The following is a 13,702-nucleotide window of genomic DNA, read 5'->3' as shown; positions in this document are numbered from 1 at the left end:
TCAGTGCCCATCGGCTGCGCTGCCCGGCGACAGAACGAGCTGCAGACTGCTGCCGAGGTGGTCGAGCAGCAACCGGCCCGAGCAGCCGCTCGCCAGCGCCTGCAGCAGCGGCAGGCTGCGCGCCGACGGCACGCCGCAGCGCAAGCGCTCGAGCGCCGGATCGCCGCAGGCATCGGCACTTCCGGCCACTGCGATGCGCAATGTCACCGATGCGATGGCCTGCGCGCCGTCGTCCGGGGTCAGCAGCAATGCGACACCGAAGGCATCGCTGAGCTGGCGCACCGAGCCGATCGGCTCCGGATACGGCACGTCGGCCGCGACCAGCAGCACCGGCCGTTCACCGCTGACGCATTGCACCGCCGCCTCGAGCAGGCCGGCGGCAAAACTGGCATCGAAGACGCACAGGCTGGTCGACGGCGCGCGCGATGCGGTCGCGATGTGCCAGTAGCCGGCCGCCGCGTTGTGGACCGAATTGGTGAAGCGGGTCGGCGACACGATCCGCTCGGCACTGGCCAGCGCCTCGCACAAGGCGTGGCAGTTGCTTGCATCGCCGGTCGACGCGGCAAATACCGTCGCCAGCGTCGCCGGATCGATTGCCGCGGCGGTGCAGGCCTGGTCGGCAACCGCCAGGCTGAGCTTGACGATCTCGCCGGCGCGTCGCCGTTCGGCCGCTGGCAGCCGTTGCGGCGCGGGCAGCACCGTCGGCGCATGTTGCCAGCCGGCAGGTGCGGCCAGCAGCGGCTTGGCCTGATTCCAGTCGAGCAACCCGGGGCCGACCAGGCCGATCGCGCGGATCGCAAAACGCAGTTGCGGCGAGGTCTGCGCGCTCATCGCGCAGCCCCGAACAGCAGGCTGGCATTGGTGCCGCCGAAGCCGAATGAATTGCTCAGCACGACGTCGAGCCGAGTCTCGCGGCTGCTGCCGACATAGTTGCAGCGCAGTGCCGGATCGATGCTGCGCAGGTTCAGGCCGGCCGGAATAGTCTGCTGCTGCAAGGCCAGCATCGCCAATGCCGCCTCGACCGCACCGGCCGCGCCGAGCGTGTGGCCGGTCGCGCCCTTGGTCGAACTGCACGGCACACCGGGCCCGAATACCTCGTGCACCGCGAGGTCCTCGGCGGCATCGTTGCCCGGCGTTGCGGTGCCGTGCAGGTTGATGTAGTCGACCGCATCGGGCTCGAGGCCGGCATGCGCCAAGGCGCCGCGCATCGCGGCGATTGCGCCGGCGCCTTCCGGATGCGGGCTGCTGATGTGATGGCCGTCGCTGCTTTCGCCGACGCCGAGCAGCCAGGCGGCCGGGGTGTCGCTGTCGCGTTCGAGCAGGCTGAACGACGCGCCTTCACCGATCGACAGGCCGCGCCGCCCTTCGTCCCACGGCCGGCAGATGTCGCTCGCCAGCAGTTCGAGCGAATTGAATCCGTACAAGGTCGTCAGGCACAGGCTGTCGACGCCGCCGACCACCGCCGCATCGATCAGGCCGAGCTCGATCATCCGCGCAGCCTGGCCGAATACCTTTGCGCTCGATGAACACGCGGTCGAGACGACGGCCGACGGGCCGTCGATTGCCAGCGCCCGGCGCGTGAAATCGGCGACCGAAAAAGGGTTGTGCGTCTGCGCGTAGCGGAAATCGGCCGGCAACGCGCCGGTCGCCGGGTCGCGGCGGCGGTAGGCGAGCTCGGTCTGCAGGATGCCCGAGGTGCTGGTGCCGATGAAGACGCCGACGCGCTGCGATCCGTAACGACCGACCGCAGCGGCGACGCGGTCGGCAAAGCCGTCGGCCTGCAATGCGAGCCAGGCCAGCCGGTTGTTGCGGCAGTCGAAATCGGCCAGCGGCTGCGGCAGCTGCTGCTCGTCGACCGCATCGACGATGCCGAGCCAGGTGTCGAGCTCGGCGGTCTCGAAGCGACGCTGCTGCAGGCCGCTGCGGCCTTCGCGCAATGCGGCGGCACAGGCGGCGCGGCCGACGCCGGTGGCGCAGGCAATCGTGAAATCGCTGACCGGCAGCCGCTTCATGCCTTGTCCGCGACCAGTAGCACATTCGCAAACGGCGTGCCGCGGCTCATCGGCAGGCCACGCACGTCGGCAAAACCGATCTCGCGCAGCAAGCTGGTCCAGTCGGCCAGCGGGCGGCAGAAAGTCGGCGGCACGCTGTGGCCGCGCACCGCGGTGACGACGCGGTCGGTCCACTGGCTGGCGCGGAAGCCGCGTTCGGCATGCTGGTCGCCGACCCGCAGCAGCAGCCGGCCGCCGCCGGCCAACGCGTCGAAGACGCGGCCGAGCACGCGCTGCTGCGCTGCATGGTCGACGTAATGCAACACGTCGAGGATCACGACGACGTCGCAGTCGGGCAGCGCGGCGTCGACCATGTCGGCGCAGACAAAGCTCGGCGCGGATGGCAGGCCGGACAGCGCCGCCGCAGCCCGCTCGACATCACGCGGCATCAGTTCGAGGCCTGTATAACGCGCGCCGACCGGCGCCGGCGGCCAGTCCGCAGGCCAGCGGCCATCGGCGCTGCAGCGATCGACGGCGGCGAGCAGGCTGGCCAGCAGCCCCTGGCCGCAGCCGATATCGACGATGTGTGCCTGCGGGCGGATCAGCCCGAGCTCGAGCAGGCTGCGAAAGACCGGGTCCAGACCGAGCTTGCCGCGGGCAAAAAACCAGGCGAACAATCCGGACCCGCGGTACGGTGCCTGCGCGGCGCGCAGCAATTCGCGCCAGCGCACATCGTTGCCGCCGATCCGCCCGGCGCTGTCTTCGCGGCTGCCGCCGCTGGCCGAAGAGATGGTTTTCATCGGCTCGGCGCCCCGGTCTCGGCGTCGGCCAGCGCGGCCCAGCGCAGGCCGCGGCTGCGCGCACGCGCGGCCAGTTGCGGCAGCACCTCGAGCAGCACCGGTCGGCCGGCCGCGCTGCGCGCGGCATTGCCATCGTGCAGCAGCAGGATGTCGCCGCCGGCCAGGTCATCGGTCAGCCGATCGAGCACCCGCGCCGGATCGCGTTCGCGGGTATCGAAACCGCGCCGTGTCCAGCTGACCAGGCGCAACCCGAGCTGGTGCAGCACCGGATCGAGAAACGGATTGCGCAAACCGGCCGGCGCGCGGAAAAAGACCGGCCGGCGGCCGGTCAGCTCGGCCAGCGTCTGCTGCGCACGCGTGATCTCGGCGCGGTAGCCGCCAAGCCCGAGCAGCGAAAAATCGTGACGATGGCGAAAACTGTGGTTTTCGACCGCATGGCCGCGCGCAACGATCTCGCGGGTGAGGGCCGGATGGCGCGCAGCCTGTTCGGCAATGCAGAAAAACGTTGCCTGGATCTTTTCGGCATCGAGCAGATCGAGCACGGCCGGCGTGACCTGCGGATCCGGACCATCGTCGATCGTCAGGCAGATCTCGCCACGTGCCGCGCGGTGCGCCGGCAGCCGGCTGATATTCGGGCCAAGCAGCCGGCTGCGCGGCCACAGGCCGGCACCGGTCAGCAACAGGTGATTGGCGGCAACGCTGCCGAGCGCCCACCACGCAAACTGCGGCATCGCCGCAGCGGCGCCGGCGGCAAGCAGGTGCAGGCCGACGCTGCCCTTGACCAGGGCGGGCATCGCCCATTCGGCGTCGGGTGGGGCGGAAACGGAAAACATTCGGACACCATCCTTACCGGATGGGGGGACTGCGGAATCGCAAATTTTCCCACAGGAAGCGGCAGCCACCGGCAAGCGCTCAGTCCGCTGCCGCGATACGGCCCGGCCGCGACATCACCGCGGCAAGCAGCAGCGCCAGCAGCGCACCGGGTGCGACAACCCGGCCGATCGCCGACAGCGCCGGAATTTCGGACAACGCGATCAGCCCGAACGACAGCACCGTGGTGAGATTGGCCAGCAGCAGCGAGGCCAGCGTATCGGCATCGGCCCGGCCTTCGCTGCGCAACTGGTCGAAGAACAGCCCGTAATTCGAACCGACCGCGATCACCAGCAGCAAGCCGACCAGGTGCAACACGCCGAGTTCGACATCGAGCAGCGCCAGCCCGCCGAGCGTCAACAGCACCGCCAGCGCCAGCGGGCCGCAGACCCGGCCGAGGCGGCGCGCCGAGCGCAGTTGCAGCGCCAACAGCACGACGACGCCGCAGGCGCCGAGCCCGGCCTGCAGCAGCGCCTGCTCGAGGTAGTGGGCATAGAGGCTGTCGAGCTCGTGCTTGATGTCGACCACCTGCACGTCGTGCCCGCGCTCGATGCCCTGCAATGCGGCGCGCACCGGCTCGGCCAGCACCTGCTCGCCGGCCGGATGCAGCGGCAGCAGCGCAGACCAGCCGCCACCGTCGCGCTCGAACAGCAGCGCGTCGACCGCCGGCGCAAACGCCGTGCCGTCCAGCGAGACGCGGGTGATCAGGCCACGCTGGCGCGCCTGCTCGACCTCGTCGACAAACGGCGCCAGCCGCCCGGCCGGCAGTGGCCCGTCGCTGGTCGCTTCGGCCAGGTTCTGCCGCAGCCGCTGCGCTGGCGGCAGGCTGGCCAGCCGCTGCTGCTGGGTGGCCTGGCTCGGCAGTAGCCGCGTCGGCGTCTCGAAGCCGGCCAGCAGACCGCTCGCAACCAGCGATTCGAGCCGCGGCACCGCCGCTTCGGCGGCACGCAATGCCGCTTCGACATCGCTGCCGCTGGCAACAACCATCGTGCGCGCGTCGCTGGCGCCCAGATCGGCGCGCAGGCTGGCATCGAGCGCCTGCGCGGCCGGCGAAATCGGGCTCAGCGAGCCGAGGCTGCCGCGCCACAGTTGGCCCCACTGGCCGGCCAGCAGCAGCACCGCGGCGACACCGAGCAGCAGCGCCGGCCAGCGCAAGGTCGGCAACCAGCCGACCGCCGCGCGGGCAACCGCCGCCAGATGGCGGCGCAAACCCTGGCCGGCGGCGCCGTCCGGCACCAGCCGCGGCAACACGAAGCGGGTGGTCAGCGCGGCGGCCGACAGGCCGGCGATCGAAAACAGGCCGAGTTGCGCGAGCCCGGGGAAGCCGGAAAACAGCAGCGCGCCGAAACCGCAGACCGAGGTCAGCAGGCCGAGCCGCACCGTCGGCCAGTTCAGCTGCCGCCAGCGCTGCCAGCCCAGGCCGTCACGCGCCGGGCTGCGCGCCTGGATCAGGTAATAGATTGCATAGTCGACCGACTCGCCGATCAGCGTGCTGCCGAAGGCCAGTGTCAGGCCGTGGACGTTGCCGAAGACCAGCCCGACCGCCAGCACACCGCAGACGATGCCGCTGACCACCGGCAGCAACGCGACGCCGAGCGCGGCGGCACTGCCGAAGGCGAGCAGCAACAGCCCGCCGACGACGATCGCGCCGGCAATCGCCAGCATCTTCACCTCGTGCTGGATCTGTGCGCGGCTGTCGACCGCAAATACCGGCGTGCCGCTCATCCGCAGCTGCAGGCCCTGCGCCGCCAGCGGCGCAAAGGCCTGATGCACCGCGGCCAGGCTGCGTTCGATGCGGTCGAGGTCGGCGCCTTCGGCATGCAGGCTTGCCAGCAGCAGCGCGCGCGGCGCCTCGCGCGCAACCCACACACCTTCCTCGCTGCGCGGTGCCTGCGCTGGCAGCAGGTTTTCGGCGATGCGCTGCGTCTCGCCGGTCGGATCGCGGTCGAGCAGCGGCTTCAGCGCATTGCCGGCGGGTGTGCCGAGCAGCGACAGCGTCTCGTCGATCGCCTCGCGCAGCCCATCGACGCTGAACCGTTGTTCTTCGACCGCCGGGCTGAGCAGATAGCGGTGCTCGAACAACCAGCGGCCGCTTTGCTCCCAGCCGGCATCGGAGCGGTCGCCGTTCTGCACCTGTTCGAAATGGCCGCTGGCGCGCAGCGCGGCCGCCAGCGCACGCGAGGCGGCGGCGCGTGTGGCCGCATCGCCGCCATCGATCGCGATCAGCAGGCTGCGCGACGCGACGCCGCTTTCGAGCTGCTCGATCAGGATCTGCTGGCGCGGATTGGGGCTTTTTGGCAAAAAGGCCGACAGGTCGGCGCTGAATGGCAACCGGGCGATCAGCATGCCGGCCGCGGCGATTGCCAGCAGCCACGCAAGCAGCACCGCAAGCGGCGCCCGCCAGATGCGGCGGGCCGGTGGCGTCACGGCTTCGAAACGCCGGCCGACGCCGCTGCAGCCGCGCGCAGCGGCTCGATCGTCATCAGCGAGCGGTCGCCGCCGGGCAGCTCCATCTCGATGCTGGCGAGATCGCCGCGCCGACCGCTGATGCGGATGGTCTTGACCTGTGCGCCGAGCCGCGACTCGAGCGGCGTCAGCAGCAGCGTCCAGCGCTCTGCACTGCCGCTGGTTTCGGCATTGAAATGGCGGCGCAGCGTCGCGCCGTCGCCGCTCAGCGTCGCGCGCACCGACTCGACGACGGCGATCATCTCCGGCGCCGCATCGAGGCTGAAACTGCGGCTGCGTCCGGCGCGGCTCAGCGTGACCTTGTTGCCTTCGACCTCGATCGTCTCCGGCCGCGGCTTCAGCGTTCGCCGCACGAAGCGATCCGGTGCCTCGAACGCGAGGCTGCCGGTCGAGACCAGTGGCGTATCGATGCCTTGCACAAAACGCTGCTCGTGAAACAGCGCCTCGCCGCTGCGGCGTTGGCCGAGCATCGTCATCAGCGATGGCAGGTCGAGCGCCAGCGCCGGCCACGCCGTGGCCGCCAGCAGCAACGCGAGCAGCCAGCGCGGGCCACGCCGCTCAGGGCTGCCGGTCTTCGAGCCAGAAATCATGGAAATTGAACCAGTTGTGGGGTAACTCGCGGCAGACCTCGGCCAGCCGTGCCGCATACGCGATCACCGCCGCCCTGATCGCCTGCTCGCGCTGCGCCGCATCGGCAAAACCCTGGCTGAAATCGGCAACCGGCGCAAAACGCACATCGTAACGGGCGCCGCCCAGGTACAGGCCGGCCATGAATACGACCCTGCGGCGCAGCATTGCGGCAAGCCTGAACGGCGCATCGCTGAAGCTCGCCCGCTGACCAAGAAAATCGACCTCGACCGCCGCCGAGCGGCTCGATTCACCCGGCAGCGCCCGGTCCGCCAATACGCCGGCCAGCCCGCCGGCATCCAGCCAGTCGCGCACCGCGAGCATCGACTGCGGCCGGCCGAGCGCGATGATCTGCGGCCGGTAGTCCGGCGCGATCGCCTGCAGCGTCTGGTTGATCTTCTGCGCGTTGTCCGGGTACATCACCATCGCGACGCGCAGGCCGCTGCGCTGCGACCCGACCGTGCGCAAGACCTCGAAGCTGCCGACATGGGCGCCGACCAGGAATGCACCGCGGCCGGCGGCCAGCGCATCGTCGATTGCTTCCTCGCCAGTGACCGTCACCTCGAACAGATCGGTGCTGCTGCCGAGCAGGTAGACGCGGTCGAGGATGGTCACCGTGAACGCATGGATATTGCGGTAGACATCGCGCCAGCCGGCCGGCCGGCCGAGCGCACGGCCGAGAAAACGCCGCAGATTGCGCCGTGGCCCCGGCGCGAACAGCAGGAAATAGAAGCTGATCGGATGCAGCAGCCAGCGCGCGACCCGCCGGCCTGCACGCAGCGCAATCCAGCTCATCAGTCGCAGCGCGAACAGGTTGCTGCGCTCCGGCGCCGCTGCCCAGCCCTGCCGCTGCGACCCGGTATCGGTGGCACTCATCGTGCCGGCTCCGTCGATGCCGGCCCGCGTCGCCAGCGCCCGCTGGCGACCGCGGTCGAGCCGACCGCCACGTCGAAGGCCAGTTGCTGCCGGTCGTCCAGCCGCAGGTCGATCACCAGTTCGCTGTCGGGGCCGACCGGCGCAAGAAACTTGACCGCAACCAGCAGTGGCTGCGCGCCGAGCGCGTCGGCAAACGGCGGCGGCAGCGATTGCGCCGCCTCCAGCACCTCGGCCAGCAACAAGACGCCGGGCAGGATCGGCCGGCCCGGAAAGTGGCCGTCGAAAGCCGGGTGATCGGCTGCAATGCGGCGCAGCACCACCCGCTGCGTCGGCACCGCGTCGGTATTCACGGCGCGTTGCCGCGCAGATGGTGCGCGGCCAGTTCGCGCAGGGTCCGCACGGTCAGTTTGCCGGTCGCCTCGCGCGGCAGGCTGTCGAGCTTGACGATGCGCCGCGGCACAAATACCGCCTCGAGCCGTTGCCGCAATGCGGCAGCAATCTCGCGGCTCTCGAGGGTCGGCGCGACGACGAAGGCAACCGGCCGGACGACGCCGTCGACTTGTTCGTCATCGAGCCAGAAAACGCCGTCGAGCACGCCGTCGATGCTGTTCAGATGGAAATTCAGGTGGCCGAGCGAGCTGCGCTTGCCGGCGACGTGGATCAGGTCGTTGGCGCGGCCGAGCAGGCGGAATTGCGTCGCCGATTCGAGATGCAGGATGTCGGCCAGCGGCGTCGGCGCGACGACGTGGCCGCCCTCGACAACGAAGGCTTCGGTGCCGGCATCGACCTCGCAGCGGATCGTCAACCCGTCGAACGTGGTCCACAGTTCACCTTCGACGGTGCGCCGCGTCGCGACCTGGCCGGCCTCGGTGCAACCGTAGATCTCGATCAGCTTGCCGCCGAATACCCGCTCGGCCTGCGCGGCGAGCTGCGGCGACAGCGGCGCGGTCGCGCTGAGCAGCAGGTCGACCGGCGGCAGCTCGACGCCGGTCTGCAGCAGCGTCTTCAGATGGAAGGGTGTCGTCACCAGCGCCCGCGGCCGCGGCACCTTGCGCAGCGCCTGCGCGATGTCGAGCGGAAAAAACGGCCGGCCGGCATCGAATGCGGCACCACCGAGCAGCGCCAGCAGCACAGTCGACTCGAGGCCATAGCTGTGCTGGGCCGGCACCGTCGCGACGACCGTCAGACCGGACAGATCGGGCCGCTGCAGCAGCTCGGCCAGCCGCCGCGCCGCCGCGGCGACATTGCGCACCAGCGTGCCCCAATGTTTCAGGTGCGGCTGCGGCGCGCCGGTCGATCCGGACGTCAGCAGGCAGACCGCCGGCTGCGCAGCGCCAATTGCCAGCTCCGGCAGTGCGGCCGGCAGTTCGGCATGGTCATCGGCGGCACAAACCTGCGGCAGATCGACGTCGGCGAGTTTCTCACCGTCGTGCAGCGCATACAGCCCGGAGCCGAAACCCTGCAGCGCCGCCAGCGTCTGCGGCATCATGTTCGGCGGCAGCAGGCCGGCCTGGCCGCGCAGCAGCGCCGCCGCAAGACCGACCGCGAAGCGATAGCGGTCGACCGACAGATTGATCATCGCGTCGGAGGCCGGCAGCAGTTCGGCCTGGCGCAGCGCGTCGGCGACAAACTGGCGGCCGCTGATCGGGCGGCCGTCTCGCCAGGCCAGCGGTGCCTCGAGGTCGCGCGCGGCCAGCAATGGCAGGGCGCCGTCGAACCGGGTCACGGTCACCGCGGCGTCGCCTGGTAGGCGCGGGCAGCGTCGAGCAGGCTGGTGCGTTCGAATTCCGGGTGCAGCCGATAACGCAGCAGGAATTCGCCGACAAACAGCGCCCCGATCAGCAGCGGCGTCACGATATTGGCCAGCGCCGACCACACGGTCCAGCTCGCCAGCAGGTAGACGGCGACCGACAGCAGCGCCATCGCGAAGAAATAGATCACCCAGGACTTGGTCACCTGGCGCGTATAGGCCAGCATCTCGGCGGTCAGCGAGCCATGGACCCGCGTCGCGACGCGGCCGATCAGCGACACGCTGTCGCCGCGCAGCGTATTCGCGAACATCACGCCAAGGCCGAAGTGGATACCGACATGCTGCAGCAGGTAGAGATGGCGCACATCACCGAAGCCGCCGCGCGCGACGACCAACGCAACTGCGGCTGCCAGCAGCAGCAGACCGGCGATGCCGACAATCGAGCGCCGGCGCACGGCCCAGACCAGCCCGGCCAGCCAGATCGGCGCGATCCAGGCCGCCAGCGCCCACGAACTGCCGCTGTGCAGCGTCAGCCAGTGCGACAGGCCGATCCAGGCCGCGATGGCCAGCAGCCCGACCGCGATCCGCCACGCCGCCATTGCCGTTCTCAGCGGGTGCGGTTCGCCGCGACGTGCGCCGCCAGACTGCGCAGCGATGCAAAGATCTGCTTGTTCTGTTCGTCATCGGAGCGCAATTCGAAACCGTAGCGGCGCGACACCTCGAGCGCGACCTCGAGGATGTCGATCGAATCGAGGCCGAGGCCATCGCCATACAGCGGCGCGGTCGGGTCGATCTCGCTGGCGGGCATTTCGAGATTCAGCGCCTGCACGAGCAAGGCAGCCAGTTCGGCCTCCGCGGCAGACTGCTGCGCGGCCAGATGGCTGCCTTCAGGCGAGATTTCTTGGGCGGACGAAGACACGACGCTCCCGGGGACTGTTGGATCAGGGGTTGTCGATTCTAAAGGCGCGGACGGCCGACGGCATGCCGGTTGCGCGTGGCCGGGCTGCAGGCAGCCTGCAACGCGCAAACCCCAGTCATCGCAGCGGCGCAATCGCCGATACTGGCGCCCCGCGCTGCGAACTTGGACCAGCGCCTGCCGGAGAGTGCCATCACCCCAGAACCGCTGCCGGGCCACCTCGATGCAACACCGCCAGATGAGGCTGCGCTGCGCCTGCGCGACGCCGTCTGGGCGCGCATCCGCAGCGGCTGGTGGGCGAAGATCCTGGCGACGACGCTGGGCATCAGCGTCTTCTTCGTCGCCTATTTCTGGGTCCTGCGCAATCCGCAGTTCGCACTGACGGTGGTGCCGCTGAGCTGGCCGGACCGTCTGATCCCGTTTGAACCTGCGGCCTTGCCGGTTTATTTTTCGCTGTGGTTTTACGTTTCGCTGGCGCCGGCGCTGCTGCGCGATGTGCGCGAACTGGTCGATTTCGGCCGCGCCTGCATCGGCCTTGCGGTGGTCGGGATGACGATTTTTCTCCTCTGGCCGACGACGACGCCGGAATTTGCGATCGACTGGACGCTGCATCCGTCGATCGAATTTCTGAAGCAGGTCGATGTCTCGTCGAATGCCTGCCCGTCGATGCATGTCGCGTTTGCGGTGTTGACGGCGATCCGGCTCGAGCGCACGCTGCTCGAACTCGGCGCGCCGCCGGTGTGGCGCGCGGGCAATCTGGTGTGGTGCCTGGCGATCGCCTGGTCGACGATCGCGACCCGGCAACATGTGGCCTGGGACGTGCTCGCCGGCGCGCTGCTCGGCGTCGCGTTTGCACTGCTGCACCTGCACGATCTGCACCGCCGCAGCCGCTAAAAACCGTCGGCGCTGGCCGGACTCGGCGGTCCGGGTATGCTTGCGGGTTGGCTGGAACTTCAGTCAACACCAATATTCGGACCCGGCTGCCGTCTGCGCCAGCTGCAGCCAGTTCATTGTGTCGGATCTCCCCCCGCCCTCCGCCGTTGTTTCCATGCCCGTTCTCGCGTCATCGCCAACGATCTCGCCCGCGCTGCGAACCGATTCGCTGGCCTGCCGGCGCGGCGAGCGGCTGCTGTTCAGCGGGCTCGACCTGACACTGGCGCCGGGGCAGATCCTGTGGGTCCGTGGCGCGAATGGGCGCGGCAAGACCAGCCTGCTGCGCCTGCTCAGCGGGCTGTCGAGCCCGGCCGGCGGCCAGATCCTGTGGCAAGGCCGGCCGCTGCGCGCGGCCGGCGCCGAGTTTCGCAGCCAGCTGCTTTACCTCGGCCACCACAACGGCCTGAAGGACGATCTGACGGCGCTCGAAGCGCTGCGCTTCCTGGCCCGCATCCACGGCCGGCCGAGCGGGGCCGATCAGCTGGTCGCCGCGTTGCAGGCGCTGGGCATCGCGAACCGCCGCCATGCGCCGGTGCGCACGCTGTCGCAGGGTCAGCGCCGGCGCGTCGCGCTGGCCCGGCTCGCGCTCGACCTGGCCGGCGGCCCGGCCGGCTTGTGGCTGCTCGACGAGCCCTACGACGCGCTCGACAGCCAGGGCATCGCGGTGCTCGACGGTCTGCTTTGCGCCCATGCGCGGCGCGGCGGCAGCATCGTGCTGACCAGTCACCTGCCGCTCGGCCTGAGCGATCCCGAGCCGATCGTGCTGCAACTCGACAAACTCGGCGTGACCCAGTCGGTCGAGGCGGCACTCGCATGATGCGCAGCATTGCCAGCGCCGCCAGCAGCGCCGATGACGAAGCGACGCCGATCGCCGCGCCGACGCTGTTTGCCGCGCTGGTCGGCCGCGATTTGCGGTTGGCCGCTCGCCGGCGCGTCGACGTGTTGCTGCCGCTGGCCTTCTTCACCGTCGCCGTCAGCCTGTTTCCGCTCGGCGTCGGCCCGGAGACCGAAACGCTGCGGCAGATCGCACCGGGCGTCGTCTGGGTCTGCGCGCTGCTTGCCGCGATGCTGTCGGTAACCCAGCTCTATGCCGGTGATTTTGCCGACGGCTCGCTCGAACAGATGCTGTTGAGCGGCGAATCGAGTCTGTCGATCGCCGCCGCAAAGGCGCTCGCGCACTGGCTGCTGACCGGCCTGCCGCTGGTGCTTGCGGCGCCGGTCTTCGGGCTGCTGTTCGACATGCACCAGCCGGCCATCGCCGCGCTGGTTGCCGGGCTGCTGCTCGGCACGCCGATCCTGAGCCTGCTCGGCGGCCTTGGCGCGGCGCTGACGCTCGGCCTGCGCAGCGCTGGGGTGTTGCTGATTCTGCTGATCGTCCCGCTGTGCATACCGGCGCTGATCTTCGGCACCGGTGCGGTTGCCGCGGTCGAGGCCGGGCTCGACGCCCAGGGCCATTATTCGCTGCTCGGCGCGCTGCTGATCTTCACGGCCCTGGTGGCGCCGTGGGCGACGGCTTCGGCCTTGCGGATCGCCACCGAATAAAACCAGTTCTCTTCGATGAATTCGCAGCGTCTTCGATTCTTCACCTTCGCTTCGCCGTCGCGTTTCTACGCGCTGGCCGGCAGCGTCAACCCCTGGCTGTGGGCGACCGCGATCGCGCTGACGATCGCCGGCCTGTACATCGGCTTCTTCGTCGCGCCGACCGACGCGACCCAGGGCGAGTCCTACCGCATCATCTTCATCCATGTGCCGGCGGCCTGGATGTCGATGCTGCTGTACCTGGTGATGGCCTTCTGGGCCGCGATCGGCTGGGCCTTCAATGCACGGCTGGCGTCGATGGTTGCGCGCTCGATCGCACCGACCGGCGCGATGTTCACCTTCATCGCGTTGTGGACCGGCGCGTTGTGGGGCAAGCCGACCTGGGGCACCTGGTGGGTCTGGGATGCGCGGCTGACCTCGGAGCTGATCCTGCTGTTCCTGTATCTGGGCTACATGGCGCTGGTCAATGCGATCGACGAGCAGCGGCGCGCCGATCAGGCCGGCGCGCTGCTCGCGATCATCGGCAGCATCAATGTGCCGATCATCTATTTCTCGGTGCAGTGGTGGAATACGCTGCACCAGGGCGCGACGATCAGCGTCACTGCGGCGCCGAAGATGGCCAGCACGATGCTGACCGCGATGCTGCTGATGACCTTCGCCTTCTGGGCCTACGCATTTGCGGTGGTATTCAGCCGCACACGGGCACGGATTCTCGAACGCGAGCACGATACGCAGTGGGTCCGCTCGCTGCGCGGGGAGCAGGCATGAACTGGGGCAGCGCATCCGAATTTTTTGCCATGGGCGGCTACGGGTTGTATGTCTGGGGCTCCTATGCCGTGACCGCCGTGCTGATGCTCGGTGAGCCCTGGCTGACCGCGCGCCGGCATCGCCGCGCACTCGATTCACTGAACAACGCTTCCGATGAGGACTGACC

General features: G+C 69.5%; 16 protein-coding genes. 5 read left to right on the top strand and 11 right to left on the bottom strand.

What is annotated here, in order from left to right; all coding sequences use genetic code 11:
- The 11 genes from ACNH6H_RS17470 to ACNH6H_RS17420 form a co-directional block, all read right to left on the bottom strand.
- Positions 1–831, bottom strand: a complete 831-nt coding sequence (locus ACNH6H_RS17470; protein WP_418319450.1) for a beta-ketoacyl synthase chain length factor — start codon at positions 829–831, stop codon at positions 1–3.
- Positions 828–2,012: a beta-ketoacyl-[acyl-carrier-protein] synthase family protein gene (locus tag ACNH6H_RS17465; RefSeq protein ID WP_418319449.1), complete on the bottom strand. Its 1,185-nt coding sequence runs from the start codon at positions 2,010–2,012 to the stop codon at positions 828–830. Before ACNH6H_RS17465 ends, ACNH6H_RS17470 begins: the two co-directional genes overlap by 4 nt.
- The gene (locus ACNH6H_RS17460; RefSeq protein ID WP_418319448.1) at positions 2,009–2,791 is read right to left on the bottom strand and encodes a class I SAM-dependent methyltransferase; all 783 of its coding nucleotides are present in this window, start codon (positions 2,789–2,791) and stop codon (positions 2,009–2,011) included. The genes ACNH6H_RS17465 and ACNH6H_RS17460 overlap by 4 nt, the downstream gene beginning before the upstream one ends.
- On the bottom strand, positions 2,788–3,624 hold the full coding sequence (locus ACNH6H_RS17455) for a polysaccharide deacetylase family protein (RefSeq protein WP_418319447.1): 837 nt from the start codon (positions 3,622–3,624) through the stop codon (positions 2,788–2,790). Before ACNH6H_RS17455 ends, ACNH6H_RS17460 begins: the two co-directional genes overlap by 4 nt.
- Before the next feature lie 79 nt (positions 3,625–3,703).
- A complete protein-coding gene (locus ACNH6H_RS17450; protein WP_418319445.1) occupies positions 3,704–6,088 on the bottom strand; it encodes an MMPL family transporter in 2,385 nt (794 codons plus the stop codon).
- Complete coding sequence (locus ACNH6H_RS17445; RefSeq protein WP_418319444.1) at positions 6,085–6,717, bottom strand: LolA-related protein; 633 nt, start codon at positions 6,715–6,717, stop codon at positions 6,085–6,087. The genes ACNH6H_RS17450 and ACNH6H_RS17445 overlap by 4 nt, the downstream gene beginning before the upstream one ends.
- Positions 6,686–7,630 carry an acyl-CoA synthetase gene (locus ACNH6H_RS17440; RefSeq protein ID WP_418319442.1) on the bottom strand — a complete coding sequence of 315 codons (945 nt, stop codon included), beginning with the start codon at positions 7,628–7,630 and terminating at the stop codon, positions 6,686–6,688. The genes ACNH6H_RS17445 and ACNH6H_RS17440 overlap by 32 nt, the downstream gene beginning before the upstream one ends.
- The gene (locus ACNH6H_RS17435; protein WP_418319440.1) at positions 7,627–7,980 is read right to left on the bottom strand and encodes a 3-hydroxyacyl-ACP dehydratase; all 354 of its coding nucleotides are present in this window, start codon (positions 7,978–7,980) and stop codon (positions 7,627–7,629) included. Before ACNH6H_RS17435 ends, ACNH6H_RS17440 begins: the two co-directional genes overlap by 4 nt.
- On the bottom strand, positions 7,977–9,362 hold the full coding sequence (locus ACNH6H_RS17430) for an AMP-binding protein (protein ID WP_418319438.1): 1,386 nt from the start codon (positions 9,360–9,362) through the stop codon (positions 7,977–7,979). The genes ACNH6H_RS17435 and ACNH6H_RS17430 overlap by 4 nt, the downstream gene beginning before the upstream one ends.
- A complete protein-coding gene (locus tag ACNH6H_RS17425) occupies positions 9,359–9,979 on the bottom strand; it encodes a hypothetical protein (RefSeq protein WP_418319437.1) in 621 nt (206 codons plus the stop codon). Before ACNH6H_RS17425 ends, ACNH6H_RS17430 begins: the two co-directional genes overlap by 4 nt.
- A gap of 8 nt (positions 9,980–9,987) precedes the next feature.
- Positions 9,988–10,299 carry a phosphopantetheine-binding protein gene (locus ACNH6H_RS17420; protein WP_418319435.1) on the bottom strand — a complete coding sequence of 104 codons (312 nt, stop codon included), beginning with the start codon at positions 10,297–10,299 and terminating at the stop codon, positions 9,988–9,990.
- Positions 10,300–10,461: 162 nt separating this feature from the next.
- Here ACNH6H_RS17420 and ACNH6H_RS17415 point away from each other — a divergent pair, with 162 nt between their 5' ends.
- The 5 genes from ACNH6H_RS17415 (at position 10,462) to ccmD (ending at position 13,700) form a co-directional block, all read left to right on the top strand.
- Positions 10,462–11,190, top strand: coding sequence for a phosphatase PAP2 family protein (locus ACNH6H_RS17415; RefSeq protein ID WP_418319433.1), 729 nt, complete (start codon positions 10,462–10,464; stop codon positions 11,188–11,190).
- A 154-nt stretch (positions 11,191–11,344) separates the two neighbouring features.
- A complete protein-coding gene (gene ccmA, locus ACNH6H_RS17410) occupies positions 11,345–12,046 on the top strand; it encodes a cytochrome c biogenesis heme-transporting ATPase CcmA (RefSeq protein ID WP_418319431.1) in 702 nt (233 codons plus the stop codon).
- Positions 12,043–12,771, top strand: a complete 729-nt coding sequence (gene ccmB / locus ACNH6H_RS17405) for a heme exporter protein CcmB (protein ID WP_418319429.1) — start codon at positions 12,043–12,045, stop codon at positions 12,769–12,771. The genes ccmA and ccmB overlap by 4 nt, the downstream gene beginning before the upstream one ends.
- 15 nt (positions 12,772–12,786) lie before the next feature.
- On the top strand, positions 12,787–13,536 hold the full coding sequence (gene ccmC / locus ACNH6H_RS17400; RefSeq protein WP_418319427.1) for a heme ABC transporter permease CcmC: 750 nt from the start codon (positions 12,787–12,789) through the stop codon (positions 13,534–13,536).
- Positions 13,533–13,700 (top strand): heme exporter protein CcmD, encoded by a 168-nt coding sequence (gene ccmD, locus ACNH6H_RS17395; protein ID WP_418319426.1) that lies wholly within the window; start codon positions 13,533–13,535, stop codon positions 13,698–13,700. Before ccmC ends, ccmD begins: the two co-directional genes overlap by 4 nt.
- The last annotated feature ends 2 nt before the right edge of the window (positions 13,701–13,702 follow it).

The organism is Pseudideonella sakaiensis (assembly GCF_048320135.1).
In the GTDB taxonomy this organism is placed as follows: domain Bacteria; phylum Pseudomonadota; class Gammaproteobacteria; order Burkholderiales; family Burkholderiaceae_C; genus Ideonella_A; species Ideonella_A sakaiensis_A.
Note: the sequence above shows the minus strand (reverse complement) of the source record. Positions and strands in the feature narration are given on the sequence as shown.